Genomic DNA, 18,094 nt, shown 5'->3' with positions numbered 1-18,094 from the left:
ACACTAGCGCGCCTGCGGCCCCTGGCCGAACTGCTGAGTGTGAGCGTCGTGCGTCGTCTGCTTCCGTTGTCCCTGTGTCTTTCCCTTTCCGTGTTGGCCGGCTGTGCCAGCGCCCCGGTTCCGCCGCCCGCTCCGGCCCACTCCGATGCGCTGTGGCGGGTGATCGAGCGCGACTGCCGGAATGCGCAGGGGCCGCAGGGCAGCTGCCTGCAGGTGGACGCTGCGGCCGATCGCCGCGACGTGCTGGTGAAGGATTCCCACGGCCAGTTCCAGTACCTGCTGATGCCGCTGGACAAGGTCAGCGGCATCGAAAGCCCCGGTCTCTACCGCAAGGGGGTGCCCAACTACTTTGCTGCGGCCTGGCAGGCGCGGTCCCACACCGAACAGGCGCTGGGACGACCGCTGCCGCGGGAGGTCGCCAGTCTTGCGCTGAATTCGCCACATGGTCGTTCGCAGCACCAGCTGCACATCCACGTGGATTGCCTGCGTGCGGACGTGCTGCAGGCCCTGGATGCGCAGCAGGCGGCCCTGCAGACCCGCTGGGCGCCGTTGCCGGTGCCGCTGCGTGGCCACGTGTACCAGGCACGCCTGCTGCCGGGCGCGGCGCTGACCGCCAACCCGCTGAACCTGCTGGCCTTCGACCTCAGTGGCCCGGCGGATGTCGGCAACTGGAGCCTCCTGGTGGCGGGCCACCGTGATGCGCGGGGTGCACCCGGTTTCGTGTTGTTGGCCACCCGGCTCGACACCGCCGCGGGCAACGATGCCAGTGCCGAGGAGCTGCAGGACCATGCCTGCAGCGTGGTGACCGGGGCTGGCGCCGCGCTGGAGCGGGTGCGCTAGCCAAGTGCGGCCTGTTGACGACGCCAGCGCGTCGCGGTCAGTGCGTGCAGGCAGCGATCTTCCCAGCCCGCCGCACCCAGGTGCTGGTCGCGCAGCAGGCCTTCGTTCTCGAAGCCGGCGGTACGCAGCACGGCGGCAAGCGCGGCGCTGCCGTAGGGCGGCAGCATCACATAGACCCGGTGCAGCCCGACCTGCTCGAACAGGAACGGGCAGAGTGCCTGCAGCGCATCGGCAAAGCGCTGGGCATCGTCCCAGTCGGCCTGGCAGAAGCGCTCCAGTTGGGCACTGCGGCTGTAGGCCGACTGCAGCCGCACGGTCAGCTGGTCGACCAGGGTGTGGCTGTCCTGGTCGAATACACCCAGCAGCAGGCGGTCATTGTCCTCCTGCAGCCGCGAGCGCTGGATGCCGATGAACAGCTGCACTTCGGCGTCGGCGCTGCAGGATACCTCGCAGCGGCTGCCGCGCTGCGCGCAGAGCGTGCGCCAGCCCGCCAGGTCGGTGCGCTGCAGCGAGCGCAGTTTGACGGAGCCATGGCCCAGCAGCAGCAGATGACGGCGCAGCACCGGGTGCAGGGCAGGGACGGAAGTAGGAGTCGGTTCGATACACATTCGGGAACGATCCCGAATGCGCGGCCCGATGCCCATGAAATTTGTTGCAAAGTGCACGATGCAGTTCGCGAGGGGGCTGAATCGGTTCAGGCACACTGCTGCTGCCATGGCGGAATGTGTTGTATGCCATGCTGCCGGCATCTGACACAGGGCGTACAGGCATGCAATCAGGGAAGATGTGCAGGTTCGGGCTTCTGCTGGCGCTGGCCGGCTGTCACAACGACGATTCCGCACACGCGGTCGGCGATGCAGTGGCCGACCCGTCGGCGGCCTCAGCGGCAGCGCCCGCAGCCGCGGCCAGCAAGGCGCCGCCGCCCGCTGGCGCCATGCCTGCACCGCCCGTCGCGCAGCCGGTGAAGCGCGGTGCCGTGCCGGATCCGGGCTATCTGGCCGGGGAGTCGCGGTTGCTGAGTGGCAACATGCTGTCGTCCGGCAGTGCCGAGACGGTTCTCCGGTCCCGCAAAGGCTTCGAGGAGGCCCTGCGGCAGTTCGAGCAGGACGCGGCCCGTCATCCGGATGCGCAGGATCTCAGCGCGCTCTACCGGGCGGCGGCGACCCGTGCGCTGGGCGCGGACACGGCGTTGGCCTCGCTGTGGTGCGGTTACAGTCTGTGCATGGGCGAGGTGCAAAGCCGCAGCAGGGAGGGGTTCGCAGACTGGGTGCGCGCGTTCCGGCAGGACCACGGCGCACCGTACTACGCGTTGATGACGGCCGAGTATCCACTGGGCCAGGGACAGTCCGCGGGGCGGTTCGTCTTTTCCGTCGATCCGGCGGCCAACGGGATCAGCACCCCGTAACGCTCTGCTACGGCAGCGCCTGCACGCTGTAGGACTCGATGACGTAGCTGAAGGGCTGCTGCTGGCGGTCGCGCAACAGGGCACGCACCTCCAGGATGACGCCACGGTCGCCTTCGCCGCGCGGCGGCCAGAAGGTCTGGTCTGCCATGGTCTGGCGCTGGAAGCCGAGCGGGCCAACGACCCGGCCGAAGGGTTCATCGCTGCTGTCGAGCACCTGGTTCATGGCCGGGCTGAGGCGCTCGGGCAGATACCAGTTGTCGGCTTCGGAGAGCACGCGGCTGCCGCAGACCAGCTGCACGCGGCGGTAGCGCAGCGGCGTATCCGCACCGGCGCCAAGGGCCATGAGTACGTCGGCCGGTGCCGCCTTGTCCTGGCCGTGTACGCGTACCGCGCGCACACGCGCCTGGTCGGCCAGGCCGTGCTCGGCGCACCAGCTTTCCAGGGTGCCGGTCGCGCTGGGGCCGGCGAGGATCCGCTGGTGCAGCCGTTCCACCAGGGCGGATGCAGCGGCGCGCTGCTGGCCGGGCGGCGCCTGCAGTGGCGCCGTGGCATTGGCATCGGCAGCGGACAGGCTGGCGATCGGGGCAGCGGCCAGCAGGGACGCGGCCTGCCAGCGGCGGAGACGATCGTGGCGGTCGGACGGGCCCATGCGACATCACAGCGGAAAACAGGCGCACATGTTACCCGTTCAGGCGTGCGCCGGAAGTGCAGAACGCGTCAGGCGGGGTGAGGCATTCATCGCGATGTCGAATACAAGCCATGCAGATATTTCGTTGGCCGATACGCCCTGCCGGGCGCACGATGTGCCCCTTGTTGGCTTTTCGGGAGTTCCCCATGACCCTGCAGTTCATCCAGGGCGGCGTCGATCGCGAGGGTGCGTCGCTGCATTTCCACATCCGCGACGGGCGCTTCGAGGGCGTCAACGGCTCCGCAGTGCCCGCCGACGGGGCCGCCATCATCGACCTGCAGGGCTTCACCCTGCTGCCGGGGCTGGTGGATGGGCATATCCATCTGGACAAGAGCTTCGTGGGTGACCGCTGGCATTCGCATCAGCCGGTGGCCAGCCTGCGCGAACGGCTGGCGGTGGAAAAGGCCGCCGTCGCGGCCGCCGCGCCGATGGTGGACCGCGCCGAGGCGCTGATCCGCCAGTGCAGCGCTTTCGGCACGGTGGCGATGCGCTGCCACGTCGATATCGACGCCAGTACTGGTCTGCACCATCTGCACGCCGTGCGCGAGGCTGCGCAACGCTGCGCCGACATCATGCAGATCCAGCTGGTTGCGTTCCCGCAGGCGGGCGTGATGTCCTGCGCGGGCACGGCAGCGGTTCTTGAGCAGGCCCTGGCGGAAGGCGTGGCCGTGCTCGGTGGCATCGACCCGACCACCCTCGATGGTGACGCGGAAGGGCAGCTGGCCCTGCTGTTCGGCCTGGCCGAGCGTCATGGCGTGCGCCTGGACATCCACCTGCACGAGCCGGGCGAGACCGGGTTGGCCCAGCTGCTGCGCATTGCCGCGCGCACCCGCGCCGCCGGGCTGCAGGGTCGGGTGGCGGTTAGCCATGCCTACGCGCTGGGCGAAGTGCCGCTGGCACGTGCGCTGCAGGTGGGTGAGGCGCTGGCGATGGCAGGCGTAGCGATCATGAGCAACGCACCGGGCGATCATCCGTTCCCGCCAGTGCGGGCGCTACATGACGCCGGGGTGCGGGTGTTTGCTGGCAACGACAACATCCGTGACAGCTGGTGGCCTTACGGCAACGGCGATCTGCTGCAGCGCGCGATGCTGCTCGGCTACCGCTCCGGGTTCTACACCGATGCCGATCTGATGCTGGCGCTGGACATGGTGACCACGCAAGCGGCCGAGGTGATCGGGTTGCCGGAGTACGGAATGGGCGAGGGGATGCCGGCGACGTTCGTGGCGGTGCGGGCGGATCACGGGCCGGCAGCGGTGGCAGGCGTGCCGGTGGAACGTCGCGTGGTCGTGCAGGGGCGGTGGCAGTAGATCCACGCCATGCGTGGATGAAATCTGTCAGATGTCCGTATCCGGAAGCGGGTCAGAGCCCGTTGCGCAGCAACGGGATCCGACCCCGTGCGGGACTACTCCGCCTCGCGCTGGACCTGCCGCCAGAGTTCGGCCGCGAGGGCGCGTACCGCGTCATCCGCATCGGGGCGGTGCAGCAGCCCGATCTCATAGTTGTCCACCACTGGCAGCCCACGCTCACCGTCGATGATGCGATGTTCGCGGCTCACCGCACGACGCGGCAACAGACTGATGCCGATCCCATCGGCCACCGCACCCTGGATGCCGCTGAGCGACGAGCTGGTGAACGCGATGCGCCAGCGCAGGCCGAGCGCTTCCACCGCCTGGATCATTTCGTCCCGGTACAGCCCGCGTGGCGGGAAGGTGACCAGGGGCAGTGGATCCTGCTGCAGGCTGCTGCTGCGCAGGCTGTCGATCCAGTGCATGGGTTCACGCCGGCAGTGCACCGCCTGGCGCGTGTTGCGGCGCTGTTTCACCAGGACCAGGTCCAGTTCGCCGTGGTCGAACCCGTGGGCAAGGTCGCGACTCAGGCCACTGCTGATCTCCAGTTTCACCTGCGGGTAGCGCCGGCTGAATGCCGCCAGCATGCGCGTGGTCTGCGCGTTGACGAAATCCTCAGGCACGCCGATGCGTACCGCGGTCTCCACCGTCGCGCCGGCCAGCGCCTGGCCCATTTCGTCGTGCAGATCGAGCATGCGCCGTGCGTACCCCAGCATGGTGTGCCCGGCATCGGTGGGGTGCACATCGCGGTGGCTGCGCGCGAGCAGGCGATGCCCGGCCAGTTCTTCCAGGCGCCGCACCTTCTGGCTGACCGTGGACTGGGTGGAGTGCAGCCGAGTGGCGGCGGTGGTGAAACTGCCGCAGTCGGCCACCATCGCCAGGGCGCGCAGCAGGTCCAGCTCGAACAGTGGTCTATTCGATTTCGCACTGTCTTGCATTTGAACATTTCACTTCTGGATGCACGTGGCGACTTCTACCATGCAGGGCAGGGGGCGGCAAGCGCAGCGCCTCGCTGCGCTGCGCTGCGCTGGAGCATCTCGCTGGAAACCCTGTCGCGCTGCGCCGGCGCAACGCGCTGAACCCTGTCCCTTCCACCCCGCACGCGGTGCGTGCCCATCAGGATGCTGTCCATGTTCGTTCCCCGTCCGTTGTCCCTTGCAATGCTGCTTGCCATCGCCCCGCTGTCGGCCACCGCTGCCGAACGCGCCGACCTGCTGATCCGCAATGCCACCGTGGTCGATGTCGAGCACGCACGCAGCCTGCCGGGCCAGAGCGTGGTCATCCGTGGCGATGACATCGTGGCCATGGGCCCCGATGCGCAGCTGCGCGGGCAGTGGACTGCCAGCCGCCAGATCGACGCCCGGGGCAAATACCTCATTCCGGGCCTGTGGGACATGCACGTGCATTTCGGTGGTGGCCCGGCGCTGGTCGAGGAGAACAAGGCGTTGCTCCCGTTGTACATCGCACACGGCATCACCACCGTGCGTGACTGCTCGGGCGACCTGCCGGAGCAGGTGCTGCAGTGGCGCGGCGAGATTGCTGACGGCACGTTGTTCGGCCCCCGTCTGCTCAGCTCCGGCGCCAAGATCGAAGGCCTCAAGCCGGTCTGGAAGGGCACGATCGAAGTGGGAAGCGAAGCCGACGTCGACAAGGCGATCACGCGCCTGCAGGACGACAAGGTCGACTTCGTGAAGATCACCGACAGCACGCTGAAGCCGGAGCTGTTCCTGTATTCGGCCAGTGCAGCGCGCAAGGCGGGTCTGAAGGCGTCGGGCCACATTCCGATGGCCCTGACGGTCGAGCAGGCTGTCGATGCGGGCCTGGCCTCGATTGAACATCTGGACTATGCGTTCAAGGCGGGCAGCAGGGATGAGGCGCAGATTGCCGCCGACTTCGGTGCAGGGCGCATCGATCGCGCCGAGGCCAACCGCCGGCTGGACGCCAGTTTCGACCGCGACACCGCGATGCGCGCGTACCGCGGTTTCGCCGCGCGCGGTGTGTTCGTGACCCCGACCCTCAACGGTGGGCGCATCCTCGATTTCCTCGACCAGGATGACCACGCGCATGATCCGTACCTGGCCTACATCGGGCCGGGCCTGCGTGCCACCTACCAGTGGCGCGTGGACCGTGCCGCCAAGGCAAGCCCGGCACAGATCGAAGCGCGGCATGCGCAGTACCACCAGGTGGCTTCGGTGCTGCCGATGCTGCAGGAAGCGGGGGTGACGATCATTGCAGGTACCGATGCGGGCTTCCTCAATTCGTACAACTTCCCGGGCATCGCCCTGCACCAGGAACTGCAGTTGTTCGTGAAAGAGGGCTTGAGCGCACCGCAGGCGCTGTCGGCGGCCACCCGTTCCGGGCCGGCCTGGTTCGGTCAGCTGGACCGCTACGGCGGTGTCGCCACCGGCAAGGCGGCCGATCTGGTGCTGCTGACCGCCAACCCGCTGCAGGACATCGCGGCCACGGAGAAGATCGACAGCGTGATCCTGGGTGGCACCGTGTATGACCGCGCCGCGTTGGACAGGATGCTGGCCGATACCAAAGCCAAGGTGGCGGCGTGGAATGCCGAGCCGGCCAAAGGAAAGTAACCGTCTGTGGGGTCAGAGCCCTTTCCGTTGGAAAGGGCTCTGACGCCAGAAGCAGGGTCGGATCCCTTTCCAACGGAAAGGGCTCTGACCCTTGCAGGGGTTCAACGCACCGCCGGACGCATGCCATGCACCTGCGGCAGGGCATCTTTCATCGCATCAATGAAAGCGCGCAGGCGCAGCGGCTGGTGGCGCGCGGCGGGAAACACCAGATGCACCGGCAGCGGAGGTGCCTGCCACTGCGGCAGCAGCTGCACCAGGCGGCCTTTGGCAAGATCGTCGGCCACCAGCCATGCCGAGACCACCGCCGCGCCCAGGCCCGCTACGGCGGCACGCTGCACCACGAACAGGTTGTCGGTAAGCAGGCGTGGCGCGATGGACAGCGTATGTGCACGCCCCTTCGCGTCGTGCAGCAGCAGGCGTTCGCGGTAGTAGGTGGCCAGTGCGATCCAGGGCAGTGCCTGTGCCTGTTCCGGCGTGCGCACGCGGGAGGGGTCTGCCAGGCGCGGTGAGGCCACGACAATGCGCGGCACTTCGGCCAGCGGCAGGGCGACCATGCGAGGTTCGTCCACCGGGCCGACGCGCACGGCGCAGTCGATGCCGTCGGCAACGAAATCGGGGCGGTGATCTTCGAGGATCCATTCCAGGCTGAGCATCGGATGCCGGGCGAGGAAGTCCAGCATGGTCGGCAGCAGCTGCGCCTGGCCGAACGCATGCGGCACCATCACCCGCAGTCGCCCGCGCAGCACCTGCGCTTCACCGTGCAGCTCGGCCTGCAAGGCTTCCCATTCGTCAATGACACGCTGCGCGTGGCGTTGGCAGCGTTGACCGTCCTCTGTGAGTTGCAGGCCATGGGTGGAACGTTGCAGCAGGCGCAATCCAAGCTGGCGTTCAAGGGCCTGCAGGCGCCGGCTGACGGTCGGCTGGGTCGTGCCCAGCTGGGTGGCGGCGGCCGACAGGCTTCCGGCATCGACGATGCGCAGGAAGGTGCGCAGCAGATCCAGGCGGTCGGCGCTGGCAGAAAGCTCGTTCATGCGTGCGGCGTATGAAAGATATGCGAATGAGCCTACTACAGACGCCGTGCGAATAGGTTCAGGCTATGCACACTTCCTGCCCCTGGCACTCCCCCATGTCGAACTCCTATGTTTCCGTGACGATTCCGCCCACGACCACGCCCTCGGCGCCGCTGGTGCTGTCGATGGCCGCTGGTGCTGGCTTTTCGGTGGCTTCCCTCTACTACAGCCAACCCATGCTGGGCCTGATCGCGCAGGACCTGGGGGCCAGCGAGCGTAGCGTTGGCCTGGTGCCGACGCTGACCCAGTTGGGCTATGCACTGGGCATCCTGCTCCTGGCGCCGCTGGGTGACCGGTTCGACCGCCGCTACCTGATCCTGCTGAAATCGCTGCTGTTGTCACTGGCACTGGCGGCAGCGGCCTTGGCAGGCCAGTTGCCCGGCTTGTTGCTGGCCAGCCTGCTGGTGGGCCTGATGGCCACGCTGGCCCAGGACATCGTGCCGGCTGCTGCGGTGTTGGCGCCGGACGCGCATCGGGGGCAGATTGTCGGCCGGGTGATGACGGGCCTGCTGCTGGGCATCCTGCTTTCGCGGGTGGTGAGTGGCGTGGTGGCTGAAGCGTGGGGCTGGCGCACGCAGTTCGTGCTGGCCGCGGTTTCGGTGGCCGCGATGGGCGGGGTGATGGCCAAGGCGCTGCCGCGCTTCGCACCGACCAGTGCCCTGCGTTACCCCGCGCTGCTGGCCTCGCTGCTGCAGCTGTGGCGCGAGCAGCCGCAACTACGGCGGGCGGTGGCCAGCCAGTCGCTGCTGGCGGTGGGCTTCAGTGCGTTCTGGTCGACCCTGGCGCTGATGCTGCATGCCACGCTGGGGCTGGGAAGTGCGGCGGCCGGAGCGTTCGGCATTGCGGGCGCGGCGGGCGCGCTGGCGGCGCCCTTTGCCGGTCGTTACGCCGATCGTCTGGGCAGCCCTGCGGTGGCGCGCTTGGCGATTGCGGTGGCGCTGGTGGGCTTTGGCCTGCTGCTCGCTGACAGTTGGCTGCCGGCGGCTGCGCTGCTGCCGTTGCTGGTGCTAAGTGCACTGCTGTTCGATTTCGGTTTCCAGTCGGCGCTGGTGGCGCACCAGACGCTGGTCTACGGCCTGGTGCCATCGGCGCGCAGTCGGCTGAATGCACTGTTGTTCACCGGCATGTTCATCGGCATGGCGGCCGGTGGCGCGCTGGGCAGCCTGGCGCTGGCGCAGTGGGGCTGGCACGGCGTAGCGTGGCTGGCGGTGGTGTGTGCGGGCAGCAGCCTGCTGGTGCGGTTGAGGTAGGTCTGTTGGTATTGCAGGGCTTGCAGCCCTGCACCTGCTCAATGCAACGGCAACGGCAACGGCAGAAGCTGGCTATCCGTGGGATGGCGGGGTGGGTCCGGTTGAAGGGGGACGGCGTGAATACGTCCCTGTAGCCTTGGCCGCGGCATCCATGCCGCGGACACCCCCTCAACCGGACCCACCCCGCCTTCGACAGTTGGCTGCGATCTGTTGGTACGGCATGGGGTCGGATCCCGTTGCTGCGCAACGGGCTCTGACCCCATTTGAATATCGATATCTGATAGATGTGCCGACCAACGGTCGGCCCCCACCAACACCGGATCGAACCCGCCATCTCCGGAATGCCCGCTTTTGATGTCCCTGCACCTGCGGTAGTGCCGGCCGCTGGCCGGCAAAGGCAACGTCAAAAGCGTGCTTTCCGTGGGTTGGCGGGGTGGGTCCGGTTGCGGGGGACGGCGTGAATACGTCCCTGCAGCCTTGGCCGCGGCATCCATGCCGCGGACACCCCCTCAACCGGACCCACCCCGCCTTCGACAGTTGGCTGCGATCTGTTGGTACGGCATGGGGTCGGATCCCGTTGCTGCGCAACGGGCTCTGACCCCATTTGAATATCGATATCTGATAGATGTGCCGACCAACGGTCGGCCCCCACCAACACCGGATCGAACCCGCCATCTCCGGAATGCCCGCTTTTGATGTCCCTGCACCTGCGGTAGTGCCGGCCGCTGGCCGGCAAAGGCAACGTCAAAAGCGTGCTTTCCGTGGGTTGGCGGGGTGGGTCCGGTTGAGGGGGACGGCGTGAATACGTCCCTGTAGCCTTGGTCGCGGCATCCATGCCGCGGACACCCCCTCAACCGGACCCACCCCGCCTTCGACAGTTGGCTGCGATCTGTTGGTACGGCATGGGGTCGGATCCCGTTGCTGCGCAACGGGCTCTGACCCCATTTGAATATCGATATCTGACAGATGTGCCGACCAACGGTCGACACCTACCAACAGCGGAGTGAACCCGCCATCTCCGGAATGCCCGCTTTTGACGTTGACGTTGATTCCAGCGGGTGCAGGGCTGCAAGCCCTGCAGAACACCCCACCTTCAATCGTGGCCGCTGTCATCCAGGCTGATGATTCCGCGGCGCAGTGCCTGCGTCACGGCGTGCGTGCGATCACCCACGCCGAGCTTGTCCATCAGACTCTTCATGTGCGCCTTCACGGTCTGCTCTGAAATCTGCATCCGCTCGCCGATGCGCTTGTTCGACAGGCCGCCCGCTACGTGACGCAGCACTTCCGTCTCGCGCGGTGACAGCCGGTCCTCCACCACGTGCGCGGCAATGCTCGCCGCCACGGCCGGTGGAATGGCCGCGCGCCGGCCACCGGCCACGGTGCGGATCGTGTCCACCAGTTCGTGGCGCAGCATGTCCTTCAGCAGGTACGCACTGGCACCGGCCTGCAGCGCCCGCACCGCGCGGACATCGCCGCGGTAGGTGGTCAGCACGATGATGCGCGCGCGCGGATCCAGCGCCCGGATCCGCACGATGGCTTCGACGCCGTCCAGGCGCGGCATCTGCAGATCCATCAGCACCACATCCGGCTGCAGCTGCTGGTAGCGCGCGACGGCGTCCTCGCCATCGGCGGCTTCGCCCAGCAGGCGCAGATCCGGTTGCGCGCCCAGCAGGGCGGCCAGGCCGTCGCGCAGCAGGGGATGGTCGTCGACCACCAGCACGCCGATCGGGGAAGAGGTCTCAGTCATGCTTGGATCTGCTCCAGGGCCAGCGCCATCGCGACGGCCGGCGGTGGTAGAGGCGCCGTGCGGGTACGGCCAGCGCGACTTCGGTGCCCAGCCCGGGGCGGGTCCACAGCTGCAGGTCCGCCCCCAGCCGTTGCGCACGCTCGCGCATGCCCTGCAGGCCCCAATGGCCATGGCCGGCATCGTCGTCGGCGATACCCACGCCGTCGTCGCGCACGTGCAGCAGGAAGTTGCGGCCGCCGTAGGAAAGCTCCACTTCAATGGCGGTGGCCTGGGCGTGGCGCAGGGCATTGCGGATGGCTTCGCGGCCGATCAGGAAGACTTCTTCAACCGCATCGGGCCGCAAAGGTGGCGGTGTGCCTTCCACGGTCAGGCGCAGGGGATTGGTGCCCTGGCCGGCGTACTCGGCATGCACGTCGGCCAGCGCCGTGGCCAGGTCACGGCCGGCGAAGGGGCCATCGCGCAGGGCATTGACCCGCTCGCGGGCCTCGGCAAGGTTGCGCTCGGCCAGCTGCATCGCCGATTCCAGCTGCGTACGCACGCTGTCGGGGGTCTGCGCGGACTGGCTGATCGCGTGCAGCCGAAGGATCAGGCCCTGGCTGCCCTGCAACAGGGTGTCGTGCAGGTCGCGGGCGATGCGCTCGCGTTCGCCATGACGTTCCTGCAGGCGGGCGCGGAACAGTGCGGCAAGCTGGCCGCTGCGCACGCGCACGGCCAGTGCCAGCGCCGCCAGCAGCACGACGGCGCACAGCAGCTTGAACCAGAGGGTCTGCACGAACGTGGCGGCGATGACGAAGGTTCGGCTGGCCGGCGCCGTGCTCCATATGCCGTCTTCGTTGGCCGCTTCCACCTCGAATCGGTAGTTGCCCGGGGCCAGGTTGGTGTAATAGGCGCGGGTGCTGCTGCCGGCGTCCTGCCAGCCGTCGTCGACGCCGGACAGGCGATAGCGGTAACGGTTGCGTTCCGGGCGGGCCAGCGACAGCGCCACGTAGTCGATCTGCAGCTGGGTGGTGCCGGCCGGCAGGCGCAGCCCGTCCACCAGCGGAGTCTGGGTGGCGCCGTAGAGGACATCACCGATACGCACGCCGGGTGCGAGGGTGTTGACGTGGCCTGCGTTGGTGTCCAGCCAGGCCAATCCCTGGTTGGTGGCCAGCCACAGCAAGCCGTCGTCGGCCAGAACGGCGGTTGCAATGGGGCCGCTCTGCAAGGCGATGCCGGGCATGCCATCCACGGCGTCGAACAGGCGGGGTGCCACGGGGCGATGGTTGAGCACCGCAGTGCGCAGGGCCGCCCGGTCCAGCCGTACCAGGCCTCGGCTGCCGTTGAGCCAGAGCCGTCCGTGTGAATCGGCAACCATGCCGGTGATGCCTTCCAGCACGCCCGCCATGTCGGTGCGCACGTCGGTGAAGTGGCCCTCGCCGATGCGCGCGGCCAGCCCGGCTTCGCCGGCTACCAGCAGCAGATCGTGATCCTGCAGGACGGCCGTCACCGGTCCAACGGCCAGGCCCTGGCGATCATCGAAGGTCATCACGCTGCGGGCATCCATGCGCCGCAGGCGGCCATCGGGATACCCCAGCAGCACGGTGCCCTCCTGGGTCATCGCCATGGAAGAGCAGGCCTGTTCGGGCAGGCGGGTCTGCGGGTACCACTGTCCGTGCTGGTAGCGCAGGACGCCGCGCTCGCCGGCGCACACCCACGCCTCATCATCGTTGGGGAACAGCAGTGCCTGCTGCGATTGACCGGTGAACGGGGCCGGCAGCGGGATGCGCGTGGTGCGGCCAGCCGCGGTGTGCACCAGGTTCACCCAGTCGAACTGCCACAGCGGCGTACTGGCGTGGCGCGCGGCGTCCTTGAGCTGTGCGGCGCTTCCGCCGAGCAGCGGGCGGCGCAGATCGTACGGCTTGAGGTCTCCGCCGTAGCCGTACACGCGACCGTCGCTGGCGCGCACCAGCGAGCGATAGGGATCGCTGGGGCCGACCGTGAGGGTCTGTACGCTGCGCGCGCGGAAGCGGTTGAGACCGAGGTTGGTACCGACCCAGAGGTTGCCTTCGCGATCCACGATGACCGGAACGGCCGATGTCGCCGTCAGGCCCTGCGGGGTGTCGAAGCGCTCGATGCGGGTGGCCCGGTCACCGTCAAAACTGACCCGCGCCACGCCGCCATGCGGGCTCATGGTGGCCCACAGCGCACCATCGGCGGTGAACTGCAGGCGGGCGGCCACCAGTTCCGGCAGGCGCCGGGCTTCGCGTTCGGCGGCCGGCAGCAGCCCTTGTGCGTTGGCCAGCGGTGAGGTGCCACGGTCGCGGTCGGCCAGCCACACTTCCCCGCGCGGGCTTTCGGCCAGCGAGGCCATCTGCGAGACCGCGATGCCGGTGTCCTCGAAGGTGCGTGCCCCCGCCGTGCGACGCCAGACCTTCAGGTCCGCCAGTACCCAGAACATACCCTGGCGGTCATGCAGCACCCACTGCACGCGGCGCTCCGGCAGTCCGCTGCCGGCGGGCAGTGCACGCCAGCGTTGGCCATCGAACCAGCGCAGGCCGCCGTTGATGGCTGCCCACAGGCGCCCGTCGCGATCGCGGCTGAAGCGGGGCACCACACCCGCCGGAACACCGTCGGTACGGCCAAAGTTGCGCAGGTGTGCCGGCGAAAGCTGGCTGATGCCGGCCTGGAAGTAACCGATCCACAGGCTGTCGTCGCCATCCAGCGCCAGGGACACCATGTTGGTTGACGGAAATGCGGCAGTGGACGGTGCGGCCTGGCGCTCGAAGCGGCGACCGTCGAAGCGGTACAGGCCGGATCCGGTCGCCAGCCAGAGCATGCCCTGGTGGTCCTGGGCGATGTCCCAGATATCGCCGGGCGCACCCTGGCCCACGCGCCAGGCCGTGTGCTGGTAGCCAGGCATGCCGTAGGCCACGACCGGGCGCTGCTCGGCGAAGGCGGGCAGGGCGATCAGCAGCAGGCACGACAACAGCGCCACCAGGCGATGCGGGAAGGGGAGGGGGCGGCCACGCATGGGCAGCATTCTGGCAGGTGCGGGGCAGGCCGGGGTGACCCGATCGGGGTAGGCGCCGCGGTGGGTGTATCGGCTATCACGCCGGCAATGGAGCGGTGGAGGCCGAGGATGCAGCGTCTGTTCGTGATGTTTCCCGATCGTGGGCCCGGCCTGGGGCTGCTCTGGTTGCGGCTGTGCCTGGCCGCTGCCTTGGCTGCGCCGGGCCTGCATCAAGGCGGTGTGGCGGTGCTGTGCGCGCTGGGCGTGGCGCTGTTGGTCCTGGGCTGGCTGACCCCGCTGTCGGCCGTGCTGGCGTGCGCCGGGCTGTGGCTGCAGGGCGCGCCGTGGCCGTTGCTGGCGCTGCCACCGACGTTGCTGCTGCTGGGTCCGGGTGCTTATTCGCTGGATGCGCGGCAGTTCGGTCGGCGGTTGCTGGGGCGGCGTCCTCCCCCGAATGGGTGAGTGGCCGCCACGACCGACGGGGGTAGGGCACTGGCGCCGGCCCCCGCACCATGGGACACCCCGTCGCGGTGCTTTGTCATGGCCGAAGTTTCAGCGCCCGTTGCCCCTGTCGCCGCGTTGGCCCCACACCAGGCGGCGGCCCTGCAGCGCGCACTGCACTACATCGACGCGCACCTGTCGCAGCCACTGCGGGTGACCGAGCTGGCCGAAGTAGCGTGCGTGAGCCGTTTCCACCTGGTACGGCTGTTCCGCACCGGTACCGGTGCCAGCCCGCTGCGCTACCTGCGCCGTCGCCGCATTGAACGTGCGCGGCAGTTGCTTCCGGCCGGGGATCAATCGATGTCCCATCTTGCGCAGCGCCTAGGCTTCTTCGACCAGAGCCATTTCGTGCGCAGCTTCCGCGCCGAGACCGGCTGCAGCCCGGCCGAGTACCTGGCGGGCGATGCCGCGCTGCGCCTTCCTCCTGACCATCCCACTTCGGCTGTCCCGCCCACTACTGGAACCTTTCCATGAACGCTGCCACCGCTACCCCCGCCAAGAGCCTGCTGTCTCCGACCGACCACGCCCTGGTGCTGATCGACTTCCAGTCGCAGATGGCCTTTGCCACCCACACCATCGACATCTCCGCGCTGCGTAACAACATCTCGCTGATCAGCAAGAGCGCCAAGGGCTTCAACGTGCCGGTGGTGCTGACCACCGTGGCCGAGACCTCGTTCTCCGGCCCGATGTTTCCGGAACTGCCGCAGATCTTCCCCGGCCAGACCGTATTCGACCGCACCTCGATGAACACCTGGGAAGACCAGCCGGTGATCGATGAGATCAACCGCATCGGCAAGCGTCGCCTGGTGCTGGCAGGCCTGTGGACCAGCGTGTGCATCGTCGGCCCGACCCTGTCGGCGCTGGAACAGGGCTTCGAGGTCTATGTGATCACCGATGCCTGCGGCGACGTGAGCGACGAAGCACACGAGCGTGCGATCACCCGCATGGTGCAGGCCGGTGCGCGCCCGATCACCAGCGTGCAGTACCTGCTGGAACTGCAGCGCGACTGGGCACGTGGCGAGACCTACGGCCTGACCACCGGCATCGCCCGTGACCATGCCGGCGGCTACGGCATCGGCATCCAGTACGCCAAGACCATGTTCGGCGCGCAGGAAGGCGGCCACTGAACATGGGCAGTGGGCACGGCCTCGACCTGGCCCTGCTGATCCTGCGCGTGGCAGCAGGGGGATTCCTGTTGCCGCACGCGCTGGGCAAGCTGTTCGGCTGGTTCGGCGGACCCGGTCTGGCCGGGTTTGCCGGCGAACTTCGCGGTTTCGGTCTGCCGGCCACGGCACCGCTGCCGCTGGTGCTGGCGCTGCTGCAGGTGGCTTCCGGCCTGGCCGTGCTGCTGGGTTGGCAGACCCGCTTCGCCGCGCTGCTCGCGGCCGCGTTCATTGCCTTCACCGCATTGCTGGCCCTGCCCAAAGGCTGGTTCTGGATGCGTGGCGGCACCGAATACCCGGTGATGTGGACCCTGGCACTGCTGGCGATCGCCCTGGCCGGCCCGGGTGCCTGGGCGCTGGACGGCCTTGCCCTGGCCGGGAACATCGCATGACTTCATTCCCCCTCGACCACGGCCGACCCCACGTCGTGCCGGCCAGCGGTGCCGACCTGGCACCGGCGCTGGCCGGCGGTGCGGCCGAGGCCCACGATTCCACGCCGAAGGAGCGTCGCATGAGCACGCTGGTCATCAGAAACGCCCGCATCACCACCCTGGACCCGCAGCAGCCGCACGCGCAGGCGCTGGTTGTGCAGAACGGCCGTATCGCCGCTGTCGGCAGCGACGAACAGATCATGCGCGATTGGGGCAACGAGGCCACCCTCCTGGATGCACAGGGCAAGCGACTGGTGCCGGGCCTCAACGACAGCCATACCCACCTGATCCGTGGTGGCCTGAACTACAACCTGGAACTGCGCTGGGATGGCCTGCGTTCGCTGGCCGATGCGATGGCCATGCTGAAGGCCCAGGTCGATCGCACGCCGGCACCGCAGTGGGTGCGCGTGGTGGGTGGGTTCACCGCTGCGCAGTTCACCGAAAAGCGCCTGCCAACGCTGCAGGAGTTGAACGACATCGCGCCGGATACGCCGGTATTCCTGCTGCATCTGTACGACCGCGCGCTGCTCAACCGTGCCGCGCTGCGTGCCTGTGGCTACACCAAGGAAACCCCTGATCCGCCCGGTGGGCAGATCGTCCGCGATTCGCTGGGCAACCCGACCGGCCTGCTGCTGGCCAAGCCCAATGCGCTGATCCTGTACGCGACGCTGGCCAAGGGCCCGCGTCTGCCGATCGAATACCAGGCCAATTCCACCCGCCACTTCATGCGCGAGTTGAACCGGCTGGGCATCACCTCGGTGATCGATGCCGGTGGTGGCTTCCAGAACTACCCCGAGGATTACCAGGTCATCGAGCAGCTGCATCGCGATGACCAGCTGACGGTGCGCATCGCCTACAACCTGTTCACCCAGAACAAGGGCAGCGAGGTCAACGACTTCCGGGGATGGAGCGAGATCCTGCAGCCGCGCCAGGGCGATGACCTGCTGCGCCACAATGGCGCGGGCGAAATGCTGGTGTTTTCCGCGGCCGACTTCGAGCTGTTCAGCGAGCCACGCCCGGAACTGCCGCCGGAACTGGAGCCGGAACTGCACGACGTGGTGAAGCTGCTGGTCGAGAAGCGTTGGCCGTTCCGCATCCACGCCACCTACGATGAAAGCATCACCCGCATCCTGGATGTGTACGAGCAGGTCAACCGCGAGGTGCCGTTCGATGGCCTGCACTGGTTCATCGACCACGCCGAGACCATCACCCCGCGCAACATCGAGCGCATCCGCGCGCTGGGCGGCGGCATTGCCGTGCAGCACCGCATGGCGTACCAGGGCGAGGCGTTCGTCGAGCGCTACGGCGTGCAGGCAGCGCGGCATACGCCGCCGGTCAAGCGCATGCTGTCCGAAGGCGTGCCGGTGGGCGCCGGCACCGATGCAACCCGTGTGGCCAGCTACAACCCGTGGGTGGCGCTGTCGTGGCTGGTGACCGGACGTACTGTCGGCGGCCTGGCCCTGTATGGCGAAGAAAACCTGCTGGAGCGTGAGCAGGCGCTGCGCCTGTGGACGCAGGGCAGTGCCTGGTTCTCGGGCGATGAGGCGGTGAAGGGGACGCTGAAGGTTGGCCAGCTGGCGGACTTCATCCTGCTGTCGGCCGATTTCTTCCGCGTCGATGATGCGCAGATTGCGGACATCACCAGCCTGCTGACCGTGGTCGGAGGCCGCATTGTGCATGCCGACGGTGATTACGCCGGCCTGGCCCCGCAGCTGCCGCCGGCGATGCCGGACTGGTCGCCGGTCAACAGGTTTGGTGGCTACCACGTGGGCGGCGCCGCCACCGGCCTGGCCGCCGCGCATCGCCACCACCACGGCGTGGCCTGCAGTACGCACGGCGCACACGGGCATGCTGCGCAGCACGCGGCACCGACCGATGACCTGACCGCGTTCTGGGGCGCGATGGGGTGTTCGTGCTTCGCGTTCTGAGCGCTGTGGCAGCGGGGTAGAGCCGGCCGTTGGCCGGCTGCGCGGGATGCCGATCGTCGTGGTAGAGCCGGCCGCTGGCCGGCTGCGTAGGATGCCGATCGTCATGGTAGAGCCGGCCGCTGGCCGGCTGCGGGATCTGCCGGCCAGC

16 protein-coding genes are annotated in these 18,094 nt (G+C 68.2%); 10 read left to right on the top strand and 6 right to left on the bottom strand.

Annotation, left to right across the window (positions count from 1 at the left end; genetic code table 11):
- Positions 1-39 precede the first annotated feature (39 nt).
- The gene (locus C1924_RS11260; RefSeq protein WP_254051124.1) at positions 40-840 is read left to right on the top strand and encodes a CDP-diacylglycerol diphosphatase; all 801 of its coding nucleotides are present in this window, start codon (positions 40-42) and stop codon (positions 838-840) included.
- Here the strand turns inward: C1924_RS11260 and C1924_RS11255 are convergent.
- Positions 837-1,403, bottom strand: coding sequence for a GNAT family protein (locus C1924_RS11255; RefSeq protein ID WP_254051123.1), 567 nt, complete (start codon positions 1,401-1,403; stop codon positions 837-839). The two genes, C1924_RS11260 and C1924_RS11255, sit on opposite strands and share 4 nt — an antisense overlap.
- 206 nt (positions 1,404-1,609) lie before the next feature.
- On the opposite strand from C1924_RS11255, the gene C1924_RS11250 reads away from it, so the two are divergent.
- Complete coding sequence (locus C1924_RS11250; protein WP_159094785.1) at positions 1,610-2,245, top strand: hypothetical protein; 636 nt, start codon at positions 1,610-1,612, stop codon at positions 2,243-2,245.
- A 7-nt stretch (positions 2,246-2,252) separates the two neighbouring features.
- On the opposite strand, the gene C1924_RS11245 is transcribed toward C1924_RS11250, so the two are convergent.
- Positions 2,253-2,894 (bottom strand): hypothetical protein, encoded by a 642-nt coding sequence (locus C1924_RS11245; RefSeq protein ID WP_108765377.1) that lies wholly within the window; start codon positions 2,892-2,894, stop codon positions 2,253-2,255.
- A 185-nt stretch (positions 2,895-3,079) separates the two neighbouring features.
- Between C1924_RS11245 and C1924_RS11240 the strand changes: the two genes are divergently transcribed.
- Positions 3,080-4,240, top strand: coding sequence for an amidohydrolase family protein (locus C1924_RS11240; protein ID WP_108765376.1), 1,161 nt, complete (start codon positions 3,080-3,082; stop codon positions 4,238-4,240).
- Positions 4,241-4,335: 95 nt separating this feature from the next.
- Here C1924_RS11240 and C1924_RS11235 read toward each other — a convergent pair whose 3' ends face one another.
- The gene (locus C1924_RS11235; protein WP_108765375.1) at positions 4,336-5,217 is read right to left on the bottom strand and encodes a LysR substrate-binding domain-containing protein; all 882 of its coding nucleotides are present in this window, start codon (positions 5,215-5,217) and stop codon (positions 4,336-4,338) included.
- 192 nt (positions 5,218-5,409) lie between these two features.
- Here C1924_RS11235 and C1924_RS11230 point away from each other — a divergent pair, with 192 nt between their 5' ends.
- Positions 5,410-6,867, top strand: a complete 1,458-nt coding sequence (locus C1924_RS11230; RefSeq protein WP_108765374.1) for an amidohydrolase family protein — start codon at positions 5,410-5,412, stop codon at positions 6,865-6,867.
- Positions 6,868-6,968: 101 nt separating this feature from the next.
- Here the strand turns inward: C1924_RS11230 and C1924_RS11225 are convergent, their stop codons facing one another.
- Positions 6,969-7,898 carry a LysR family transcriptional regulator gene (locus C1924_RS11225; protein ID WP_108765373.1) on the bottom strand — a complete coding sequence of 310 codons (930 nt, stop codon included), beginning with the start codon at positions 7,896-7,898 and terminating at the stop codon, positions 6,969-6,971.
- Between the two features lie 164 nt (positions 7,899-8,062).
- On the opposite strand from C1924_RS11225, the gene C1924_RS11220 reads away from it, so the two are divergent.
- On the top strand, positions 8,063-9,187 hold the full coding sequence (locus C1924_RS11220; protein ID WP_108767039.1) for an MFS transporter: 1,125 nt from the start codon (positions 8,063-8,065) through the stop codon (positions 9,185-9,187).
- 1,093 nt (positions 9,188-10,280) lie between these two features.
- Here C1924_RS11220 and C1924_RS11215 read toward each other — a convergent pair.
- Positions 10,281-10,934: a response regulator transcription factor gene (locus tag C1924_RS11215; RefSeq protein WP_108765372.1), complete on the bottom strand. Its 654-nt coding sequence runs from the start codon at positions 10,932-10,934 to the stop codon at positions 10,281-10,283.
- On the bottom strand, positions 10,927-13,953 hold the full coding sequence (locus tag C1924_RS11210) for a sensor histidine kinase (protein ID WP_108765371.1): 3,027 nt from the start codon (positions 13,951-13,953) through the stop codon (positions 10,927-10,929). The genes C1924_RS11215 and C1924_RS11210 overlap by 8 nt, the downstream gene beginning before the upstream one ends.
- A gap of 99 nt (positions 13,954-14,052) precedes the next feature.
- Between C1924_RS11210 and C1924_RS11205 the strand changes: the two genes are divergently transcribed.
- From C1924_RS11205 to C1924_RS11185, 5 genes are all read left to right on the top strand, one after another.
- Positions 14,053-14,385: a hypothetical protein gene (locus tag C1924_RS11205; RefSeq protein WP_108765370.1), complete on the top strand. Its 333-nt coding sequence runs from the start codon at positions 14,053-14,055 to the stop codon at positions 14,383-14,385.
- A gap of 78 nt (positions 14,386-14,463) precedes the next feature.
- Positions 14,464-14,898, top strand: coding sequence for an AraC family transcriptional regulator (locus tag C1924_RS11200; protein WP_108765369.1), 435 nt, complete (start codon positions 14,464-14,466; stop codon positions 14,896-14,898).
- Positions 14,895-15,551 (top strand): hydrolase, encoded by a 657-nt coding sequence (locus C1924_RS11195; RefSeq protein WP_108765368.1) that lies wholly within the window; start codon positions 14,895-14,897, stop codon positions 15,549-15,551. The genes C1924_RS11200 and C1924_RS11195 overlap by 4 nt, the downstream gene beginning before the upstream one ends.
- A gap of 2 nt (positions 15,552-15,553) precedes the next feature.
- Entirely contained in the window at positions 15,554-15,979 is a 426-nt protein-coding gene (locus C1924_RS11190; RefSeq protein ID WP_108765367.1) for a DoxX family membrane protein, read from the top strand.
- A 119-nt stretch (positions 15,980-16,098) separates the two neighbouring features.
- The gene (locus C1924_RS11185) at positions 16,099-17,946 is read left to right on the top strand and encodes an amidohydrolase (RefSeq protein ID WP_174208992.1); all 1,848 of its coding nucleotides are present in this window, start codon (positions 16,099-16,101) and stop codon (positions 17,944-17,946) included.
- The last annotated feature ends 148 nt before the right edge of the window (positions 17,947-18,094 follow it).

The organism is Stenotrophomonas sp. ESTM1D_MKCIP4_1, from assembly GCF_003086895.1.
GTDB lineage: Bacteria > Pseudomonadota > Gammaproteobacteria > Xanthomonadales > Xanthomonadaceae > Stenotrophomonas.
Note: the sequence above shows the minus strand (reverse complement) of the source record. Positions and strands in the feature narration are given on the sequence as shown.

Excerpts from the sequence above, each read along its gene's own strand:
- C1924_RS11195 (WP_108765368.1), top strand. The coding sequence starts at position 14,895 with ATGAACGCTGCCACCGCTACCCCCGCCAAGAGCCTGCTGTCTCCGACC.
- C1924_RS11240 (WP_108765376.1), top strand. The coding sequence starts at position 3,080 with ATGACCCTGCAGTTCATCCAGGGCGGCGTCGATCGCGAGGGTGCGTCG.
- C1924_RS11210 (WP_108765371.1), bottom strand. The coding sequence starts at position 13,953 with ATGCTGCCCATGCGTGGCCGCCCCCTCCCCTTCCCGCATCGCCTGGTG.
- C1924_RS11190 (WP_108765367.1), top strand. The coding sequence starts at position 15,554 with ATGGGCAGTGGGCACGGCCTCGACCTGGCCCTGCTGATCCTGCGCGTG.
- C1924_RS11235 (WP_108765375.1), bottom strand. The coding sequence starts at position 5,217 with ATGCAAGACAGTGCGAAATCGAATAGACCACTGTTCGAGCTGGACCTG.
- C1924_RS11185 (WP_174208992.1), top strand. The coding sequence starts at position 16,099 with ATGAGCACGCTGGTCATCAGAAACGCCCGCATCACCACCCTGGACCCG.
- C1924_RS11245 (WP_108765377.1), bottom strand. The coding sequence starts at position 2,894 with ATGGGCCCGTCCGACCGCCACGATCGTCTCCGCCGCTGGCAGGCCGCG.
- C1924_RS11230 (WP_108765374.1), top strand. The coding sequence starts at position 5,410 with ATGTTCGTTCCCCGTCCGTTGTCCCTTGCAATGCTGCTTGCCATCGCC.
- C1924_RS11215 (WP_108765372.1), bottom strand. The coding sequence starts at position 10,934 with ATGACTGAGACCTCTTCCCCGATCGGCGTGCTGGTGGTCGACGACCAT.
- C1924_RS11250 (WP_159094785.1), top strand. The coding sequence starts at position 1,610 with ATGCAATCAGGGAAGATGTGCAGGTTCGGGCTTCTGCTGGCGCTGGCC.
- C1924_RS11200 (WP_108765369.1), top strand. The coding sequence starts at position 14,464 with ATGGCCGAAGTTTCAGCGCCCGTTGCCCCTGTCGCCGCGTTGGCCCCA.
- C1924_RS11205 (WP_108765370.1), top strand. The coding sequence starts at position 14,053 with ATGCAGCGTCTGTTCGTGATGTTTCCCGATCGTGGGCCCGGCCTGGGG.
- C1924_RS11220 (WP_108767039.1), top strand. The coding sequence starts at position 8,063 with ATGGCCGCTGGTGCTGGCTTTTCGGTGGCTTCCCTCTACTACAGCCAA.
- C1924_RS11225 (WP_108765373.1), bottom strand. The coding sequence starts at position 7,898 with ATGAACGAGCTTTCTGCCAGCGCCGACCGCCTGGATCTGCTGCGCACC.